The organism is Ruegeria sp. H3, from assembly GCF_056533095.1.
Genome location: NZ_JBQFOD010000001.1, coordinates 178,845 through 198,290, shown reverse-complemented (window position 1 = coordinate 198,290; position 19,446 = coordinate 178,845). Strand labels below are relative to the sequence as shown.

19 protein-coding genes are annotated in these 19,446 nt (G+C 56.5%); 12 read left to right on the top strand and 7 right to left on the bottom strand.

Features of this window, described 5'->3' with window-relative positions:
• Positions 1-2: 2 nt before the first annotated feature.
• Positions 3-596: a sulfotransferase family protein gene (locus ACR0JE_RS01035; RefSeq protein ID WP_480862369.1), complete on the bottom strand. Its 594-nt coding sequence runs from the start codon at positions 594-596 to the stop codon at positions 3-5.
• A 192-nt stretch (positions 597-788) separates the two neighbouring features.
• On the opposite strand from ACR0JE_RS01035, the gene recA reads away from it, so the two are divergent.
• From recA to ACR0JE_RS01015, 4 genes are all read left to right on the top strand, one after another.
• Entirely contained in the window at positions 789-1,856 is a 1,068-nt protein-coding gene (recA, locus tag ACR0JE_RS01030; RefSeq protein ID WP_480549140.1) for a recombinase RecA, read from the top strand.
• A gap of 178 nt (positions 1,857-2,034) precedes the next feature.
• Positions 2,035-4,707, top strand: coding sequence for an alanine--tRNA ligase (alaS, locus tag ACR0JE_RS01025; RefSeq protein WP_480862367.1), 2,673 nt, complete (start codon positions 2,035-2,037; stop codon positions 4,705-4,707).
• Between the two features lies 1 nt (position 4,708).
• A complete protein-coding gene (locus tag ACR0JE_RS01020) occupies positions 4,709-4,996 on the top strand; it encodes a DUF1330 domain-containing protein (RefSeq protein WP_480862365.1) in 288 nt (95 codons plus the stop codon).
• A gap of 361 nt (positions 4,997-5,357) precedes the next feature.
• Positions 5,358-5,981 carry a transglutaminase-like cysteine peptidase gene (locus ACR0JE_RS01015; protein WP_480862363.1) on the top strand — a complete coding sequence of 208 codons (624 nt, stop codon included), beginning with the start codon at positions 5,358-5,360 and terminating at the stop codon, positions 5,979-5,981.
• Positions 5,982-6,052: 71 nt separating this feature from the next.
• Here the strand turns inward: ACR0JE_RS01015 and ACR0JE_RS01010 are convergent, their stop codons facing one another.
• From ACR0JE_RS01010 to ACR0JE_RS00985, 6 genes are all read right to left on the bottom strand, one after another.
• The gene (locus tag ACR0JE_RS01010; protein ID WP_480862361.1) at positions 6,053-6,616 is read right to left on the bottom strand and encodes a hypothetical protein; all 564 of its coding nucleotides are present in this window, start codon (positions 6,614-6,616) and stop codon (positions 6,053-6,055) included.
• 462 nt (positions 6,617-7,078) lie between these two features.
• Positions 7,079-8,896 carry a translational GTPase TypA gene (gene typA / locus ACR0JE_RS01005; protein ID WP_480549148.1) on the bottom strand — a complete coding sequence of 606 codons (1,818 nt, stop codon included), beginning with the start codon at positions 8,894-8,896 and terminating at the stop codon, positions 7,079-7,081.
• A 76-nt stretch (positions 8,897-8,972) separates the two neighbouring features.
• Entirely contained in the window at positions 8,973-9,308 is a 336-nt protein-coding gene (locus ACR0JE_RS01000; protein WP_480541373.1) for a DMT family transporter, read from the bottom strand.
• A gap of 375 nt (positions 9,309-9,683) precedes the next feature.
• Positions 9,684-10,847, bottom strand: coding sequence for an HD domain-containing protein (locus tag ACR0JE_RS00995; protein WP_480862359.1), 1,164 nt, complete (start codon positions 10,845-10,847; stop codon positions 9,684-9,686).
• On the bottom strand, positions 10,844-11,089 hold the full coding sequence (locus tag ACR0JE_RS00990) for a hypothetical protein (RefSeq protein WP_480541377.1): 246 nt from the start codon (positions 11,087-11,089) through the stop codon (positions 10,844-10,846). Before ACR0JE_RS00990 ends, ACR0JE_RS00995 begins: the two co-directional genes overlap by 4 nt.
• Positions 11,089-11,742, bottom strand: coding sequence for an alpha/beta hydrolase (locus ACR0JE_RS00985; RefSeq protein WP_170536610.1), 654 nt, complete (start codon positions 11,740-11,742; stop codon positions 11,089-11,091). Before ACR0JE_RS00985 ends, ACR0JE_RS00990 begins: the two co-directional genes overlap by 1 nt.
• A 177-nt stretch (positions 11,743-11,919) precedes the next feature.
• On the opposite strand from ACR0JE_RS00985, the gene iscR reads away from it, so the two are divergent.
• The 8 genes from iscR (at position 11,920) to ACR0JE_RS00945 (ending at position 19,396) form a co-directional block, all read left to right on the top strand.
• Positions 11,920-12,378, top strand: coding sequence for a Fe-S cluster assembly transcriptional regulator IscR (iscR, locus tag ACR0JE_RS00980; RefSeq protein ID WP_480862357.1), 459 nt, complete (start codon positions 11,920-11,922; stop codon positions 12,376-12,378).
• 48 nt (positions 12,379-12,426) lie between these two features.
• Positions 12,427-13,470, top strand: a complete 1,044-nt coding sequence (locus ACR0JE_RS00975) for a cysteine desulfurase family protein (RefSeq protein WP_480862355.1) — start codon at positions 12,427-12,429, stop codon at positions 13,468-13,470.
• A gap of 18 nt (positions 13,471-13,488) precedes the next feature.
• A complete protein-coding gene (gene sufB / locus ACR0JE_RS00970) occupies positions 13,489-15,009 on the top strand; it encodes a Fe-S cluster assembly protein SufB (RefSeq protein WP_480541382.1) in 1,521 nt (506 codons plus the stop codon).
• 70 nt (positions 15,010-15,079) lie between these two features.
• Positions 15,080-15,835 (top strand): Fe-S cluster assembly ATPase SufC, encoded by a 756-nt coding sequence (gene sufC / locus ACR0JE_RS00965; RefSeq protein WP_170536617.1) that lies wholly within the window; start codon positions 15,080-15,082, stop codon positions 15,833-15,835.
• Positions 15,835-17,115 (top strand): SufB/SufD family protein, encoded by a 1,281-nt coding sequence (locus ACR0JE_RS00960; protein ID WP_480541384.1) that lies wholly within the window; start codon positions 15,835-15,837, stop codon positions 17,113-17,115. Before sufC ends, ACR0JE_RS00960 begins: the two co-directional genes overlap by 1 nt.
• A complete protein-coding gene (locus tag ACR0JE_RS00955; RefSeq protein ID WP_480549161.1) occupies positions 17,115-17,600 on the top strand; it encodes a YIP1 family protein in 486 nt (161 codons plus the stop codon). Before ACR0JE_RS00960 ends, ACR0JE_RS00955 begins: the two co-directional genes overlap by 1 nt.
• A complete protein-coding gene (locus ACR0JE_RS00950; protein ID WP_480862351.1) occupies positions 17,597-18,163 on the top strand; it encodes a YIP1 family protein in 567 nt (188 codons plus the stop codon). Before ACR0JE_RS00955 ends, ACR0JE_RS00950 begins: the two co-directional genes overlap by 4 nt.
• Positions 18,164-18,175: 12 nt before the next feature.
• Positions 18,176-19,396, top strand: coding sequence for a cysteine desulfurase (locus ACR0JE_RS00945; protein WP_480862349.1), 1,221 nt, complete (start codon positions 18,176-18,178; stop codon positions 19,394-19,396).
• Positions 19,397-19,446 lie beyond the last annotated feature (50 nt).

The window sequence follows — 19,446 nt, the reverse complement described above, 5'->3', positions numbered from 1 at the left end:
GCTTATTGCGCTGCGTCATGGGTCGCAAATTCTTCGGCGTGTCTCTTACGAAACATGGTCTCGGTCTCGGGTGTCAGAAACATGTTCCGGGTCGGAGAGACATTTTCGCGTGGCAGGGTGATGTCCATTTGCAGCCGCTCTTGCAGGAAGTTCAGGATTTTGTCCTGATGTTCATATTTAAAAACGTGGCTGGCGCCGACGCCGTTGTTGCGGGTGCGAAAGAACTGGTTCTGGCTGCCCACATCCGCAAATTCCGGGCGCGGGTTCTGCATATAGGCGCGGACAAACTCATCGAAGCTTAGATCACGGGTTGAATGCGGATGCCCGATACGGTCATCGCGGCTGCGAAAGCGATACCAGCTGCCCAGCCAGTCGATGGGTTCGCGCACGACAGCCATGATCTCCATCTCGGTGTCATATATTTTTCGGTACATGTTTTGAAAAAAACGATCAAACCGGCGCACTGGGGCGTGTTTCAACTCGGGCGGGCCCGTGATCACCAGATCCGCGCGTGATCCGAGCGCCATGTGATAGGCGGTGCTACCTGTCTTGGGTACAGATAAAAACGCAAGGCGTTCTTTATAAAAAACAAGCATTTATCAATTCCGAGACTTGGACCGTTACGATTGCAGATTGTCGTAAACCACTCTTTAACACAATTGCCGAAGAGTAGGTTCTGTAAGTTTTAGTTGAAATGTTCTCTTTTTGGTCCCATAAGGAACAAGAGGCGAACAAAGCAGCGATTGCCGCCCGGCAAAGGGTGTGACAAAAGGGAAAGCGACAGGACAATGGCGGATCTTCTGACGATGAGCGACAAGAAAAACGCAGATAAGCAAAAGGCGCTCGACAGTGCGCTGGCCCAGATCGAACGTCAGTTCGGCAAAGGCTCGATCATGAAGCTGGGTGAAGACAGCAAACAGGATATCGAGGCCAGCTCGACCGGGTCGCTGGGTCTGGATATTGCGCTGGGAATTGGCGGCCTGCCCATGGGCCGGATTGTCGAGATTTACGGGCCAGAAAGCTCCGGTAAAACCACGCTGACGCTGCATTGCATTGCAGAACAGCAAAAACGCGGCGGGGTTTGCGCCTTTGTCGACGCCGAACACGCGCTGGACCCGCAATATGCGCGCAAGCTTGGTGTTGATCTGGATGAATTGCTGATCTCGCAACCTGATACCGGCGAACAAGCGCTTGAGATCACCGACACGCTAGTGCGGTCGGGTGCGGTGAACATGGTCGTGGTCGACTCGGTGGCGGCGCTAACGCCGAAATCCGAACTTGAGGGCGACATGGGTGACAGCAATGTCGGCGTTCAGGCTCGATTGATGAGCCAGGCGATGCGCAAACTAACCGGCTCGATCAGCCGTTCGAACTGTATGGTCATCTTCATCAACCAGATCAGGATGAAGATCGGTGTTATGTTCGGCAGCCCGGAAACCACGACCGGTGGTAATGCGCTGAAATTCTACAGCTCGGTCCGGCTGGACATCCGCCGCATCGGTGCCATCAAGGATCGTGACGAGGTGGTCGGCAACCAGACCCGCGTCAAGGTTGTGAAGAACAAGGTGGCACCGCCGTTCAAACAGGTGGAATTCGACATCATGTATGGCGAAGGCATCAGCAAGATGGGTGAACTGCTTGATCTGGGTGTGAAGGCCGGTGTGGTCGAGAAATCGGGATCCTGGTTCAGCTATGGCGATGAACGGATCGGGCAGGGGCGTGAAAACGCCAAGCAATATTTGCGAGATAACGGCCAGATTGCGCTGCAGATTGAAGATAAGATTCGCGCAGCACATGGGCTGGATTTCGACATGGCACCAGGTGCCGCCGAGGATGACGATATCCTCGAGGCTTAGTAATCGCTTGGAGGGCTGCAGAAATACCCCTGCATCCCGAAGGCGCTGAGAATATTAGGAACAGGGCGGCCCATAGTGCCGCCTTGTTTCGTTTTCGGGCAGCCTATGCTGTGGACACTCCTTAGGTGCGGCGGTAAACCTGCGCAAACCATTCTGATTGCGCGCTGAGAGAGCCCAAATGCCCACGCTGAACGATATTCGATCGACCTTTCTGAACTACTTCGCCAAGCAAGGGCACGAAGTGGTGGCGTCCAGCCCCTTGGTGCCGCGCAACGACCCGACGCTGATGTTCGTGAATTCAGGCATGGTGCAGTTCAAGAACCTGTTCACCGGCGTTGAAACTCGTGATTATCAACGCGCCACAACGGCGCAGAAATGCGTTCGCGCCGGGGGCAAGCATAACGATCTGGATAATGTGGGTTACACCGCACGGCATCACACGTTCTTTGAGATGCTGGGAAACTTCTCATTCGGTAACTATTTCAAGCCTGAGGCTATCCCTTTTGCCTGGGAGTTGATTACCAAGGAATTCGGCATCGACAAGAACCGTTTGCTGACAACGGTTTACCATACGGATGATGAGGCGTTTGAGATCTGGAAAAAGGTCGGCGTGCCCGAAGACCGGATCATCCGCATCGCTACCAATGACAATTTCTGGCAGATGGGCCCGACCGGCCCTTGCGGCCCGTGCACCGAGATTTTCTATGATCACGGCGATCATATTTGGGGCGGCCCTCCGGGATCTGCCGAGGAAGATGGCGACCGGTTCATTGAGATTTGGAACATCGTTTTCATGCAGAACGAGCAGTTCGAGGACGGCTCGATGGTCGAACTCGATATGCAGTCGATTGATACGGGCATGGGTTTGGAACGGATCGGCGCGTTGCTGCAAGGCAGCCATGACAACTATGACACTGACCTGTTTAAGACCCTGATCGAAGCCTCGGCAGATGCAACCGGAGTTGATCCTTACGGAGATGAGAATGTGCATCACCGGGTGATCGCGGATCACCTGCGTTCGACCTCATTCCTGATCGCCGACGGGGTAATGCCATCCAATGACGGGCGCGGTTATGTGCTGCGCCGGATCATGCGCCGGGCCATGCGCCACGCGCATCTGCTGGGTGCGAAAGATCCGGTTATGCACCGTCTGGTGCCATCATTGGTGCAGTTGATGGGCGCGCAATATTCCGAGTTGGGACAGGCGCAGCCGCTGATCGAAGAAACCCTGTTGCTGGAAGAAACTCGTTTCAAGCAAACTCTGGACCGTGGTCTGAAACTGCTGGATGACGAAGTGGCAGGCCTGCCCGAAGGCGCGGCCTTACCTGGCGACGCCGCGTTTAAGCTGTATGACACCTATGGTTTCCCATTGGACCTGACACAGGACGCGCTGCGTGAAAAGGGTCGGACCGTGGATACCGATGGCTTCGATGCAGCCATGGCCGAACAAAAGGCCAAAGCGCGCGCAGCCTGGGCCGGTTCAGGTGAGGCAGCGGATCAGGCGGTGTGGTTCGATGTGCTCGATACCGCTGGCGCGACCGATTTCCTGGGCTATGACACGGAAAAGACCGAAGGGCAGATCGCGGCGCTGATCGTCGATGGTGCGCTAGTCGACACAATCGAGCAGGGTGGCAGCGGCTGGGCCGTTGTGAACCAGACCCCGTTCTATGGTGAGGCCGGCGGTCAGGTTGGCGATATGGGTGAGATTCGACGTTTGGAAGAACGCGAAGATGTCTCGCGCGTGGAAGACACTAAGAAGTTCGCGGATGGCAAAGTCTATGCTCACAAAGTGACCATAGAGCGCGGCGTGCTATCCAAGGGCGATGCGGTCGAGCTTGAGGTTGATCACGCGCGCCGGTCCTCAATCCGAGCCAATCACTCGGCGACGCACCTGTTGCATGAAGCCCTGCGCGAAACGTTGGGTGATCACGTCGCGCAGCGTGGGTCATTGAATGCAGCGGATCGTTTACGGTTCGATTTCAGCCATTCAAAGGCTTTGACATCTGAGGAAATTCACAAGGTTGAGCGCGAGGTGAACGACTTCATTCGCCAGAACTCAACCGTTGCAACCCGGATCATGACGCCGGATGACGCGCGCGGATTGGGTGCTCAGGCCTTGTTTGGTGAGAAATATGGTGACGAAGTGCGCGTCGTGTCGATGGGCAAGGCGCCGACTGGAAAGGGCCAGGATGGCGAGACATGGTCGATCGAACTGTGCGGCGGTACCCATGTGCGCCAGACCGGTGACATCGGAACTTTTGTGGTACTTGGCGATAGTGCCAGCAGCGCTGGCGTGCGGCGTATCGAAGCCCTGACCGGAGATGAAGCGTTCCGCTATCTGTCCGGGCAGGATCAACGTCTGTCGCAAGTTGCGCTGGAACTGAAGGCGCAGCCGGATGATGTCGTCACGCGCGTGAAATCCTTGCTGGATGAGCGGAAGGCATTGCAAAACGAAGTTGCGCAGCTGCGCCGCGATCTGGCAATGGCTGGTGGCGCGGGGCAGGGAAGTGGGGCTGAGGCCCGTGATGTAAACGGGGTCAGCTTTCTTGCCCAGGTTCTCAGCGGTGTGTCGGGCAAGGACCTGCCGGCTTTGATCGACGAACACAAAGCGCGTCTTGGTTCGGGTGCGGTTTTGCTGATCGCGGATACAGGCGGTAAGGCGGCTGTGGCCGCCGGTGTTACCCCTGATTTGATCGGCAAAGTCTCTGCAGTGGACCTGGTCAAAGCAGCCGTTGTCGAATTGGGTGGCAAGGGCGGCGGTGGGCGCCCGGACATGGCGCAGGGCGGTGGTAAGGACACCTCGAATTCAGACGCTGCGATCAAGGCCGCCGAGCAGGTATTGGGAGGATAAGATGGCTGCACTTTGGATTGCACATGTGACTGTGAATGACGCCGACGCCTATGGGAAATATGCAGAACTGGCAGGGCCTGCGATTGCAAAACATGGCGGTGAGTTCATCGCGCGTGCGGCCCGCTATGTTCAACTGGAAGGAAAAGAGCGCCCCCGAAATGTGGTTGCGCGCTTTCCTTCGGTCGAAGCGGCGGTTGAGTGTTATAACTCAGACGACTACCAGGCAGCCTTGAATCATGCGCGCGGCGCGAGTGAGCGCGAGCTGGTTGTCGTCGAAATCACAGAGTGAGAATCATCTTGCGCGATCTTTTTTGCGCAAGCTCGCGGTTTATAAGCGAAAATCGGCCAAGGCGCGAAGGATGAATCTGAGACTCTTCGCGCCGACTATCACTTCTTGACTAAATATGTTTAATTACATCGAGTTATCTCGATAACCTAAGGTTGAAACTCAGAATTCCCGTTATAATTGTGGCAATCTGACCCCAATTCTTGCCCAACTTTGTCATGGTAAGTGACGAATTTCCGCCCTTTTTCCCCGTCAAATTCGTCCTAGATTGCATCGCGGGCCATGTTTACGGATATTTTCTAAAAACAGGGCAGTGTCCGGTTTGACTGCAATCGCATGGTTGAACACGGATTGGGGATCAGGAATGAAATCGATCGGCACGAAACTCATGCCTGTCTTGGGGCGCGCGACCTTAGGGTCAGGGCATCTTATATGTGCAGCCGCTCTCTTACTTGGCACTTTGGGGGCCGCGCCAGCAGCGCAGGCATCCGAGGGTGCGTTTATCACAATCGTTTCTGCCTCTCCTCCGCCATCCGGGGCGCGACAGCTGTGCCGTCAGTATGACTGGGCTTGTGCCACTAAGCGGTCTGGCTCGTTGACTAGCCAGCAGGAAATGCAGATCGTCCAGCGTGTAAATCGTCATGTAAACGCGACCATTCGTGAGGTGACGGATCAATCTCAATACAAAACCCGTGAACGTTGGGCGCTTCCCACGTCTCGTGGCGGTGATTGCGAAGATTTTGCTCTGTTGAAAAAACGCGATCTGATCGCTGCAGGCATTGACCCCAGAAGGCTGCTGATTGCAACTGTGTTGGATACACGTCGCAACGCTCATGCGGTGTTGGTCTATCGTTCTGACAGCGGCGATCTTGTTTTGGATAACCTGACAAATAGCATCAAGCCTTGGGCATCGACACGGTATCTTTTCCTTCGCATGCAGGATCCCAAGCAACCCCGTCGTTGGGTAGGTGTATTCGGAAGCAGCTAAACGCTTTTGTTTGTTGTGAAATAGAGAACACCAGCCGCGATTTACGCAGCTGGTGTTTTTTTGAAGCCGTATCAAACGTTGTTGTTCGGGGCAGGGTCGTTTGTTGTGCCGGTGGCGCCCACGTCACCAGTGCCGCCACCTGAGCCACCACCGTCGCCGGTGCCGCCGCCATCACCGGAGCCGCCGCCCGAGCCACCGCCGTCGCCGGTGCCGCCGCCGTCACCCGAGCTGGAACCGCCGCCAGTGCCGCCGCCGTCACCCGAGCCACCGCCCGAGCTGGAACCGCCGCCGGTGCCACCGCCGTCACCCGAGCCGCCGCCCGAGCTGGAACCGCCGCCAGTGCCACCGCCGTCACCCGAGCCACCGCCCGAGCTGGAACCACCGCCGGTGCCGCCACCATCACCCGAGCCACCGCCCGAGCTTGAGCCGCCACCAGAGCTTGAGCCGCCACCAGAGCTGGAACCACCTCCAGATCCGCCACCGCTCTCATCAGCGGGGCCGTCACCCGTGCGCTGAGGATTTGTAATCGACGCTGTGGGGAAGTCAGTCAGAACTGCTGCGAAAGCCGGGCAGGTTTGAAGCGTGCGGGATAGAATCTCTTCGAAATCAGCCCGACGCTGAATGTATCGCAGCATTCGGGCGTCCACGACCTTACAAGCGCAAAGGGTTTCTGTTGAAACCGATTGCTTTGCAGTGCGGATCGTGCAGGTCCCGTCCGAAAAGGTTGGGCCTGCTGCAAGAAAAGACGCAGATGCAGATGCAAAAACAAGGGAAAACAAACGGGATTTAATGCGCATAGCGCCACTCCTCAAAACTCATTACCAACTGCGTCGATCTTATGCACCAATCAAAACGTGCGTTGTATGAACGACGTCACACTTTGGCCCAGAATACACCTTTGTTAGGCCGAATTTACAAGAGGGACTCTTGGTGAAAGAGTTATTCTTAACTTTACTTAAAGTTGATCAGCCATGAAAAACAGGGGCTAAACCTGACCTTAGGTCAAACCGGCCCCAGTTCACCATTTTTGCGATGGATGAAAAAATGTCACACTCGTGTCATTGTTTCTAATTTTGAAACCCTGAATTTGCCACAATTTAGGCAGATTTCGCCATCCGCTTGCGCTCGTGCGGGTCCAGATATCGTTTACGCAGGCGCACAACGCTGGGTGTAACTTCGACCAGTTCGTCGTCATCGATATAGGCGATCGCCTCTTCCAATGAGAACTGAACATGCGGTGTCAGGCGCACTGCATCATCCGAGCCGCTGGCGCGAACGTTGGTGAGTTTTTTACCTTTCAGCGGGTTTACTTCCAGATCGTTGTCGCGTGAATGCTCACCAATCACCATGCCCTGATAAACCTCGGCCTGTGGGCCCACGAACATGCGGCCACGTTCCTCGAGGTTCCAAAGCGCATAGGCGACAGCCTGACCTTTCTCCATCGAGATCAGAACACCTGCACGGCGGCCAGGAATCTGGCCCTTATGCGGGGCCCAGTCATGGAACACGCGGTTCAGAACACCTGTACCGCGCGTGTCGGTCAGGAACTCTCCGTGATAGCCGATCAACCCGCGCGAGGGGACATGGGCGATGATACGGGTCTTGCCAGCGCCTGCCGGGCGCATCTCGACCAACTCACCCTTACGGGCGCCGGTGATCTTTTCGATGACCGACCCGGAATATTCGTCATCCACGTCGATCGTGACTTCCTCGACCGGTTCCAGGCGCTGACCATCTTCTTCGCGGAACAGAACCTGCGGGCGAGAGATGCTGAGTTCGAATCCTTCGCGACGCATGTTTTCGATCAAAACACCCATCTGCAATTCACCACGGCCTGCTACCTCGAAGGCTTCGCCTCCCGGGGTGTCGGTGATGCGAATGGCGACATTTGATTCGGCTTCTTTCATCAGGCGATCACGGATGACGCGCGATTGGACTTTTTTGCCGTCACGACCGGCCAGAGGCGAGTCGTTGATGCCGAAGGTCACGGTGATGGTTGGCGGGTCGATGGGTTGCGCGGGCAGGGCTTCTTCCACCTGCGGCGCGACCAACGAGTCAGCGACGGTGGCTTTGCTCATCCCGGCGATGGTGACGATGTCACCAGCTTCGGCCACATCAATCGGTTGCTGCGCCAGACCACGGAAGGCCAGAATCTTGGAGGCGCGGAAATTCTCGATCAGTGTTCCATCGCGGCTAAGCGCCTTGAGACTGTCGCCCGCTTTAAGTGTCCCGCTTTCCACACGGCCCGTCAGGATGCGCCCGATAAACGGATCGCTGCCTAGCGTGGTGGCCAGCATACGGAAAGGTTCGTCTTTCTTTTCGGCCTGCTTTGGGGCGGGGACGTGATCGACGATCAGGTCGAACAGTGCGGTCAGATCCTTGCGCGGCCCGTCCAGCTCCATATCAGCCCAGCCGGACCGGCCCGAGGCATACATGGACGGGAAATCCAATTGATCATCATCCGCGCCGAGGTTGGCGAAGAGGTCGAAACACTCATCCAGCGCGCGGTCGGGTTCGGCGTCGGGCTTGTCGACCTTGTTCAGCACCACAATCGGCCGCAGGCCCAAGGCCAGTGCCTTGGAGGTGACGAACTTGGTCTGCGGCATCGGGCCTTCAGCAGCGTCAACCAGCAGGACGACACCGTCCACCATACTGAGGATCCTCTCGACCTCGCCCCCGAAATCGGCGTGGCCGGGGGTGTCGACGATATTGATGCGCGTGCCCTTCCATTCGACCGAGGTCGCCTTGGCTAGAATGGTGATGCCGCGCTCGCGTTCCAGATCATTGCTGTCCATGGCGCGTTCGGCCACGGCCTGATTTTCCCGGAACGCGCCGGATTGTTTGAGCAGCTCATCCACCAGCGTTGTCTTGCCGTGGTCTACGTGAGCGATGATTGCGATATTGCGCAGGTCCATGAGAGGTCAGCCTTTGAACGGGAAGTTGCCGCGCGCATAACGCGGCACGCCGAAATATACCAGCCCTAACCGGTCTTCAGTGGCCTGCGGTCTTCGAAAACAGGTGAATGATCAAAATCCCGGCCAGAATCAACGACAGACCAAGGATCGCCCAGACGTCCAGTTTCTGCCCGAAGACCAAAAAGCCGATAATGGCGATAAAGAAGATGCCAAGGCCGGACCAGATGGCATAAACAATGCCCACAGGCATATATTTCAGTGTCAGCCCCAGCAGGTAGAATGCAAACCCGTAGCCAATCACGACCAGAACCGAAGGCCAAAATCGCGTGAATTGCTGGCTGGCCTGCAATGCTGTTGTCCCAACCGTTTCTGCAAAAACCGCGATCAACAGGATCAGGTAGGCTTTGGGCATTGTCATAACCTTAATCTTGCACGGGCCGGGCCAGCTTGAGCACGGAATCAGGCTGGCAGGCAAGGGGATTCAGGCAGGCTGATTATGGTGCTGACTACCGGGTCAGGTATACCTGACTTTAGGTAAACACGTGATCGTGTAACATCTGCGCCGTTGTTGGTGTTTTGTTACCGAGTGTATTTTATGACTTTATTTGCAAAAACTATGATTCTTGCCGCGTTTCTTATTGTGGCGCTTGGGTGGCTTGCTGGCGGGGGGTCCGTCGATACTGATGCAGCCAGTATGGTTCAAAAGTTGGATGGTAGCGTGATTTGAGCGCCGATCTGATCCGGTAGGGAGAAAAGGGGCCTTTGGGCTCCTTTTTTCCGTTATGTGTCAGGCGTCCACTGTAACTTGGGTTTGGAAATACGCGGCTAGCTGAGGCTGCAGCCAGCGCCATAGGGCGGGTGCGCCAGTCTCAATTGCAGGCCGAACCCGCATTTCGATTTGCGCATAAGTCACGTCATAGTCGACCCACGATCCACCACCAGTTTCCAGATTGGCGATGGGCGTTTGGTAGCGGTCAACTGCTTTGGCAAATACCGCATCCGCTGTTTCAGCCGCTTCGAATTCATACCACAGATCAGAAAATTCGGCGTTCTGCGCTGCGGGCAACAAGCCGAAAAGCCGCTGTGCGGCAGCCTCTTCCTTTGCGGCCTGTGCCGTGTGATCCACGTGACCGTGAATGGGGTGATCGCCGGCGTCGATTTCTACAATGTCATGCAGCAAAAGCATACGCAGCACCCGCGCAACCGAAATATCGGTTTCGGCATGTTCCGACAGCACCCAAGCATAGAGCATGATGTGCCAGGAATGCTCGGCTGAGTTTTCGAACCTGTCCGATGTCATGAGACGTGAGGCGCGCAAAACGGTTTTCAGCTGATCGGCCTCCGTCAGGAACGTTAGCCGCGTGGTAAATGCGTTTGTGTCTGGGGCTGTGCCTGCCAACAGTGCCTTTGCGTGGCCGAAGGCCAAAGGAAACGCTTGGGCCAGATAGGCGACGCGCCCGCCGTCCATATTGTCCTTTGCAATCTCAATATGTGCCGCCTGGGGCTGATCTGCGCAGAGAACCTGAAACAGGGGCTGGCTGCGGTCCAGTATCTTGGCAAAGCGGGCATCGGCTGTCTGATCACCTTCAAATTCCTGCCATAGCGCCTGAAACTCTTGTGCCTGATCGGGTGGCAATAGGCCAAAGAGCTGTGACGCCGCCCGTTTTTCGGCCTCCGCCACCGCCTGCCAGTCGGTATCCAGATGGATAGGATGGTCGCCTACGATGATCTCGACCAGATCATGCAGCAGCAGCATCCGGATGACCCGGTCAATCGACACTTCAGGCGCAGCCAAAGGCGCCATTACCAAAGCCCAAAGCGCCAGATGCCAGCTGTGCTCGGCCGAGTTTTCAGGGCGGGATTGATCCAGCAAAACATTGGCGCGTTCTACCGTTTTCAACCTGTCGGCCTGTTTTAGAAACGCGATTTGAGCCGACAGTCGATCCGTCATTGTTTTTCGATGGCTTTCACTTTGGATCGGTGGGTGCTGAGACGTTTGATGACAAAGGCGCGGGCCTTGCGTTCGGCCAGACGCACGCGGATTTCAGTCAGAAACGCCTCTTCCAGAGATTGAGAGGCCGCACCAAGCACTTCGCCAACTTCAACAAAGAATCGGTCATCACCGGTTTCATCCATAACCTTCATCGTATCCTCTGCCAGTTTGGCCGCGAGGGTCGTGATGGTGTCCGACATCAGCGCGTGTTCTCGGTCAGGCGGCGTTTCACATAGTCGCTGACATCGGTGATCAGGGTGTCCATGTGGCGATCCTGGAAGAAGTGATCGGCGCCTTCAACCTCGGTATGGGTGATGGTAATGCCCTTTTGCTCGTGCAGTTTGTTCACCAACGATGTTGTGTCAGCCGGCGGTGCCACACGGTCAGACGATCCGTTGATGATCAGACCGGACGACGGGCAGGGTGCCAGGAACGAGAAGTCATACATATTGGCTGGGGGCGATACGCTGATGAAGCCCGTGATCTCGGGTCGACGCATCAGCAGCTGCATCCCGATCCATGCGCCAAACGAGAACCCTGCCACCCAGCAGTGTTTCGAGTTGTTGTTCATCGACTGCAGGTAATCCAGTGCCGATGCAGCATCGCTCAATTCTCCTACACCCTGGTCATACTCGCCCTGGCTTCGGCCCACGCCGCGGAAGTTAAAGCGCAACACGGTAAAGCCCATGTTGTAGAATGCGTAATGCAGGTTGTAGACGACCTTGTTGTTCATGGTCCCGCCGAACTGCGGGTGCGGGTGCAGCACGATGGCGATCGGAGCGTCTTTTTCCTTTTGCGGGTGGTAGCGGCCTTCCAGGCGGCCTTCGGGTCCGGGAAAAATCACCTCGGGCATGTGTGCTTTGGTCCTGTCTTTTTCTTCTTCGAGCCCGGATATACTTGACGATAATCGTCGGGCACCTTAGAACGGTTCTAATTAATAGCGGCGCGTATTGTCGCTGCCCGTCGGAGATACGCACTGGCGGCGGCGGCGTCAATGATTTCGCGTGTATCTTGCGATGAGGAAATGCCAATGAAGCTGTCGACGAAGGGCCGTTATGCCATGGTTGCGCTAGCTGACATCGCGCTGCAGCCCTCGGATCAGTTGGTGACGCTGGGCGAAATATCTGAACGACAGGACATTTCGCTGCCCTATCTCGAGCAGTTATTTGTCAAACTGCGCCGGGCTGAACTTGTAGCGTCTGTTCGAGGACCCGGCGGTGGCTATCGTCTGGCGCGGCCCGCGTCCGAAATCCGTGTCGCCGAGGTTCTGTCGGCTGTTGATGAAACAGTTGACGCCTTATCCAAGGGCGCGGGTGCCTCTGGGGCATCTTCTGGCAGCCGCGCTCAATCCCTGACCAATCGTCTTTGGGAAAGCATGAGTGCGCATGTCTATGTGTTCCTACATCAGACCCGGTTGTCGGATGTGATCAAGAACGATCTCGCCCCATGTCCCGCTGTGCCCAGCTTGTTTGCTCTTGTTGATGAATAGAGCTTCGATCCTCAGTTGCCCGTTTAGTGTCTGACAAAAGATGTATCCATGACTCGCGTCTATCTCGATCATAACGCCACCAGCCCTTTGCGCCCTGAGGCTCGGGACGCGATGATTGCGGCGATGGAGGTCTGCGGGAACCCGTCATCGGTGCACGCCGAGGGCCGCGCAGCCAAAGCGTTGATCGAACGTGCAAGGGCGCAGATCGCCACCGCATTTGGGGCCGATGGGGCGGATATTGTATTTACCTCAGGCTCGACCGAAGGCGCTGCGTTGGCGCTTGCTGGTCGGGGACTACACGGGGCAGCAATCGAGCATGATGCCGTAAGGTCTTGGATCAAAGAAGATGTTCCGGTTCATGAAACGGGTCTTGTTGATCTACCCGATCCAGCCGTCGCAACGCTTCAGTTGGCCAATTCCGAAACGGGTATTGTTCAGACTCTTCCTTCGGGACTTGCCGTGACGGATGCCACACAGGCCTTTGGAAAGCTGCCGGTGGCATTTAACTGGATGGACGTTCAGTTGGCGTTGATCTCGGCGCACAAGCTGGGCGGGCCCAAGGGTGTTGGTGCTGTTGTCATGAAGCGCGGCACCGATCTTGCAGCCCAGATCAAAGGTGGCGGGCAAGAGATGGGACGGCGTTCAGGCACGGAAAATGTCATTGGAATCGCAGGGTTCGGGGCCGCAGCTGTAGCTGCTTCACATGATCTGGCCAATGGTGTTTGGGAGCAGGTCGAAGAATTTAGAAATATTCTAGAAAATGCTCTTGAGGCCGGAAATAAATCACCTATTTTTGTCGGGAAAGGCCAGAAGCGCCTGCCAAACACATTGTGTTTCGCCTCATCCGGTTGGAAAGGTGAAACACAGGTCATGCAAATGGATCTTTCGGGTTTTGCGATCAGCGCGGGCTCGGCCTGTTCCAGCGGCAAGGTGCGCGCCAGTGCTGTGCTGACGGCGATGGGATATGACGAGGTAACAGCAGCAAGCGCAATCCGCGTTTCGCTTGGCCCTCGGACCACAAATGAAGATGTGCTGCGGTTTGCTGAAACGTGGCTGGATAAAGAGAAAAAGCATCGCGCGCGCGCCGCGTGATCTGATGGAGAGGAAGCAATGGCCGCTTTGGACCAGACCCAGGTGAAAGAAGGTGTCGATCAGGAAACCGTGGATGCGGTGCGCGAGGTCAGCACATATAAATACGGCTGGGATACAGATATCGAGATGGAATACGCACCCAAAGGCGTGAACCCCGATATCGTGCGGCTTATCTCTGAAAAAAACGAAGAACCCGAATGGATGACCGAATGGCGTCTGTCGGCCTTCGAGCGTTGGACCAAGATGGATGAGCCGAAATGGGCCATGGTCAACTATCCTGAGATCGACTTTCAGGACCAGTACTACTATGCCCGTCCGAAATCGATGGAGGAAAAACCCAAGTCGCTCGATGAGGTCGATCCCAAACTGCTGGCTACCTACGAAAAGCTTGGTATCCCGCTGAAAGAACAGATGATTCTGGCGGGTGTTGAAGGCGCTGAAAACGCGCCAGCCGAGGGGCGCAAAGTTGCTGTCGACGCGGTGTTTGACTCCGTCTCGGTTGGGACAACCTTTCAGAAAGAGCTGAAGGACGCGGGCGTCATATTTTGTTCGATTTCCGAGGCGATCAAAGAACATCCTGAGCTGGTCAAAAAGTACCTTGGCACCGTGGTTCCGGTCTCGGATAACTTCTACGCCACGCTGAACTCAGCCGTGTTCTCGGATGGTTCGTTCGTCTACATCCCGCCGGGTGTCCGCTGCCCAATGGAGCTGAGCACCTATTTCCGCATTAACGCTGAAAACACTGGTCAGTTCGAACGCACCCTGATCATTGCCGATAAAGGCAGCTATGTCAGCTACTTGGAAGGCTGTACTGCACCTCAGCGCGACACTGCTCAGCTGCACGCGGCCGTGGTCGAGATCATCGTCGAAGAAGATGCCGAGGTGAAGTACTCGACCGTTCAAAACTGGTTCCCCGGGGATGAGAACGGGAAGGGCGGCATCTACAACTTCGTAACCAAGCGCGCGGATTGCCGTGGGGATCGCTCCAAGGTGATGTGGACGCAGGTAGAAACTGGCTCGGCCGTGACGTGGAAATACCCGTCCTGCATTCTGCGCGGCGAGGAAAGCCAGGGTGAGTTCTACTCGATCGCGATTGCCAACAACTATCAACAAGCTGATACCGGGACCAAAATGGTTCACCTGGGCAAGAACACCAAATCGCGTATCGTGTCCAAGGGCATCAGCGCGGGCAAGGCGCAGAACACCTATCGTGGGCTTGTCTCGATGCACCCGAAGGCCAAGGACAGCCGCAACTACACCCAGTGTGACAGCTTGCTGATCGGCGACAAATGCGGGGCGCATACGGTTCCGTATATCGAGGTCAAGAACAACTCCAGCCGTGTGGAACACGAGGCGACGACATCCAAGGTGGATGACGATCAGCTGTTCTACTGCCGTCAGCGCGGCATGGACGAAGAAGAGGCCGTGGCCCTGGTGGTCAACGGGTTCTGCAAAGACGTCCTGCAGGCGCTGCCGATGGAGTTTGCGATGGAAGCCCAGCAGTTGGTGGCCATCAGCCTCGAAGGATCAGTGGGTTAATCCCGCCTTTCACAGAATTCAGAACAAATTCGGGTCTTGCGACCCCTTGCGATACGCAAAAGGACAAAACATGCTGGAAATCAAGAACCTGCACGTACAGCTTGAAGAAGAAGACAAGCAAATCCTCAAAGGTGTGGACCTGACGGTTGAAGCTGGCAAGGTACACGCGATCATGGGGCCGAACGGCTCGGGCAAGTCGACGCTGAGCTATGTGCTGTCGGGCAAGGATGGCTATGAAGTCACCGAAGGCGCTGCCACACTCGATGGCGAAGATCTTCTGGAGATGGAACCCGAAGAGCGCGCCGCTGCGGGTGTGTTTTTGGCCTTCCAATACCCGGTTGAGATCCCGGGCGTCGGCAACATGACCTTCCTGCGCACCGCCGTGAACGCCCAGCGCAAAGCGCGTGGGGAAGAGGAGCTGTCCGCCGCAGATTTTCTGAAAGAGGTGCGCGCCAAGGCGAAAACCCTCAAGATCGACGCCGACATGCTCAAACGTCCGGTCAATGTGGGCTTTTCGGGTGGTGAGAAAAAGCGCAACGAAATCCTGCAGATGGCGATGCTTGAACCCAAGATGTGCATCATGGATGAAACCGACTCGGGCCTTGACGTGGATGCGATGAAACTGGTGGCCGAAGGTGTGAATGCGCTGCGCGATCAGGGCCGTGGTTTCCTGGTCATCACACACTATCAGCGCCTTCTAGATCACATCAAACCCGATGTCGTGCACATCATGGCAGACGGCCGTATCGTCAAAACCGGCGGGCCCGAGCTGGCGCTTGAGGTCGAAAACAACGGCTATTCCGACATTCTTGCCGAGGTGAACTGATGGCCTTGCCCGAAGTCAAACAATCCGCAACCGAGGCGCGGCTGGCCGCGCTGACCATGCCCGATGCAGGCTGCACCCGCGCGGCCCGCGAAGATGCGCTGGCACGTGTTTTGGAAACAGGTCTGCCGGGGCGCCGCGACGAGTACTGGAAATACACACAGCCCGATACTCTGGTCGCGGCAGCGGCGCTGCCTGCGGCTGTTTTTGCAGATGATGAAGCGCTGATCTTTGATGAGTTCGATAGCCTGAAGATCGTATTCATCGACGGTGTGTTCAGCGCTGAAGAGTCCGATGTTCTGTCGCTGGAAGGTGTCAGCATCGACCGGCTAGAAGACATTTGTTGCAAAGATATCCACTGGGCCAAGGATCAGTATGGCGTTCTGGAAGCGCGTGGTCAGGCGCCGGTACAGCGCCCTCTGGCCGCTTTGAACACGGCCTTTGCCTCGGACGGGGTGGCCATTAATGTGACAGGTAAACCGTCGAAGCCGATCAACTTGATCTATCGTCATGCATCGCCGACATCGGACGCGATCCTACATCACGTGGTCCGCGTCGAGAGCGGGGCCGAGGCGACCATCCTGGAGACGGGTCCTGCGGCCTCGCGCTTTAACAAATGTATGGAAATCGACATTGCAGATACCGGCACCCTGCACCATGTCCGTGCACAGGGTCGTGACCATGAACGTCGCGCGGCGACGCATATGTTCACTCGGCTGGGGCAGGAATCGGTCTACAAATCCTTCACCTTAACCGTGAACGGCGTTCTGACGCGCAATGAACAGATCATCGAACTGACGGGCGATGATGCGGTTGCGCATGTGGCCGGGGCCTGTGTCGGTGATGGAGATTTCCACCATGATGACACGGTGTTCATCACCCATGATGCGGTGAATTGCGAAAGTCGTCAGGTGTTCAAGAAGGTGCTGCGCAACGGCGCGACCGGTGTTTTTCAGGGCAAGATCCTTGTCAAGGAAGGGGCCCAGAAGACAGACGGCTACCAGATCAGCCAATCGCTGCTGCTGGATGATGACAGTCAGTTCCTCGCGAAACCCGAACTTGAGATCTATGCCGACGATGTGGCCTGTTCGCACGGGTCAACCTCGGGCGCGATTGACGAGACCGCGCTGTTTTACCTGCGCTCACGCGGGGTTCCAGAGAAAGACGCGACCAACATGTTGACGCTGGCGTTTCTGGCCGAAGCCGTGGACGAGGTCGAAGACAGCGCCCTGGCTGAGGCTTTGGTCAGCCGGCTGGAAGGGTGGCTGGCCCGCCGCAGCTGATGCCGGTGTCATCAGATATCGTTGCCACATATCGGGGGCCGGGGCGCGTTGTGCGCCGGCTTCTGGATATGGGACCGCGCGAAGACCGAGCGCTGATCTTCGTCATGGCCTTCTGCATTGTCGCCTTCATCGCGCAGATGCCCAGCCTTGCGCGCCGTGCCCATATTGAAGGTGTCGAACTGAATATGCTTCTGGGCGGGGCCTTGATGGGCTCTGTCTTTATTCTGCCACTGTGTTTCTACACGATTGCGCTGTTGTCGCATTGGGCGGCGCGCATGATGGGCGGCAATGGCACGCCCTATGGCGCGCGGTTGGCGTTATTCTGGGCATTGCTATCTTCGGCTCCGCTGGTGTTGTTGAATGGCTTGGTCGCCGGATTCATCGGTCCAGGCCCGGCTTTGACCTTGGTTGGGCTGATTTGGGTTGCTGTCTTTTTCTGGTTCTGGTTATCCGGGTTAAGGCAAGTGCAAAGGTCAGCAGAATGAATGTTCCTCATCTGGGTCGACTGGCGGTTCTGACAATCAGAAAACCCGCCGAAGCGGCAAAACAGCTATTGGTTCTGAAACCGGGGCGAGAGGTTCTGTGGCTGACCTTCTTTCTGGCGGTTGTCCTCAACTGCCTGATCCAGCTGGGTATTGATCTGTCCGTTCCCGTGGGCGACGGCGAATCCGGCCCGGTGATCGATAGCGTACCTTTGGTTCTGATCCGATCGGCCGGCGCGATGATGTTGAGCATCTTGGCATTTTTGTTCGTCGGCCGCCTGCTGGGGGGAACAGCCACATTTGACGACATGATGATCCTGACGATCTGGCTGCAATACCTTCAGATCGCCGCCCTGATGGGGACACTGTTCCTGAGCCTGACTGTTCCGGTCTTCATGGCACTGTTATTGTTCGCCACGGCGATCCTGAGCCTCTACATCACGCTGCATTTCCTGAACGTCGCGCATCAGTTTGACTCGCTCTGGAAATCCTTTGCTGTCGTGCTGCTGTCCGCTTTGGTTGCGGTCCCCTTTGTCCTGATGTTTGCCCCTGCGGCGCCTGTTTAGAAAGATCACCACATGTATGATGTGCAGAAAATCCGCTCTGATTTTCCGATCCTGTCACGCGAGGTGAACGGAAAACCGCTGACTTATCTGGACAACGGCGCCTCAGCGCAGAAACCGCAGGTCGTGATCGATGCGGTGACACAGGCCTATGCGCATGAGTATTCGAACGTGCATCGCGGGCTGCACTACCTGTCGAATCTGGCTACCGAGAAATATGAAAACGTGCGCGGCACCATCGCGCGGTTTCTGGGTGTCGCCAATGAGGATGAAATCGTTCTGAACTCGGGCACCACCGAGGGGATTAACTTGGTGGCTTATGGCTGGGCTATGCCCCGGTTTGAGGCTGGGGATGAAATTGTCCTGAGCGTGATGGAGCATCACGCGAATATCGTGCCCTGGCATTTCCTGCGTGAACGGCAGGGCGTTGTTCTGAAATGGGTTGATGTCGATGCGGATGGCGGGCTGGACCCGCAGGCGGTGCTCGATGCGATTGGACCAAAGACCAAACTGGTTGCGATCACGCATTGTTCGAACGTTTTGGGCACGGTGGTGGATGTCAAAGCGATCACCGAAGGCGCCCATGCCAAAGGTGTTCCGGTGCTGGTGGATGGCAGCCAGAGCGCGGTTCATATGCAGGTCAATATTGATGAGATCGGTTGTGATTTCTATGCTATCACCGGCCACAAGCTGTACGGTCCGTCAGGATCGGGCGCGATTTTCATCAAATCCGACCGCATGGCCGAGATGCGCCCCTTCATCGGCGGCGGTGACATGATCAAAGAGGTCAGCAAAGATCAGGTCATCTACAATGATCCGCCCATGAAATTCGAGGCTGGAACCCCTGGTATCGTGCAAACCATCGGTCTGGGTGCAGCGTTGGAGTATATGATGGATCTGGGGGTGGAGAACATCGCCGCCCACGAAGCCAACTTACGCGATTACGCCATGCAGCGTTTGAACGGGTTGAACTGGCTACAGGTTCAGGGAACGCGTCCGGAAAAGGCTGCGATCTTCAGCTTTACGCTGGACGGGGCAGGGCATGCGCATGACGTCTCGACCATCCTTGACAAAAAAGGCGTTGCTGTGCGCGCCGGTCATCACTGCGCGGGTCCGCTGATGGATCATCTGGGTGTAACGGCAACCTGTCGGGCGAGCTTTGGCCTCTATAACACCACCGATGAAGTCGATACTCTGATCGAAGCACTTGAACTGGCGCATGATTTGTTTGCCTGAAACGATCCCCGGGGACAAAGATTTCCAGTTGCACCCGGACCGGATCAGCG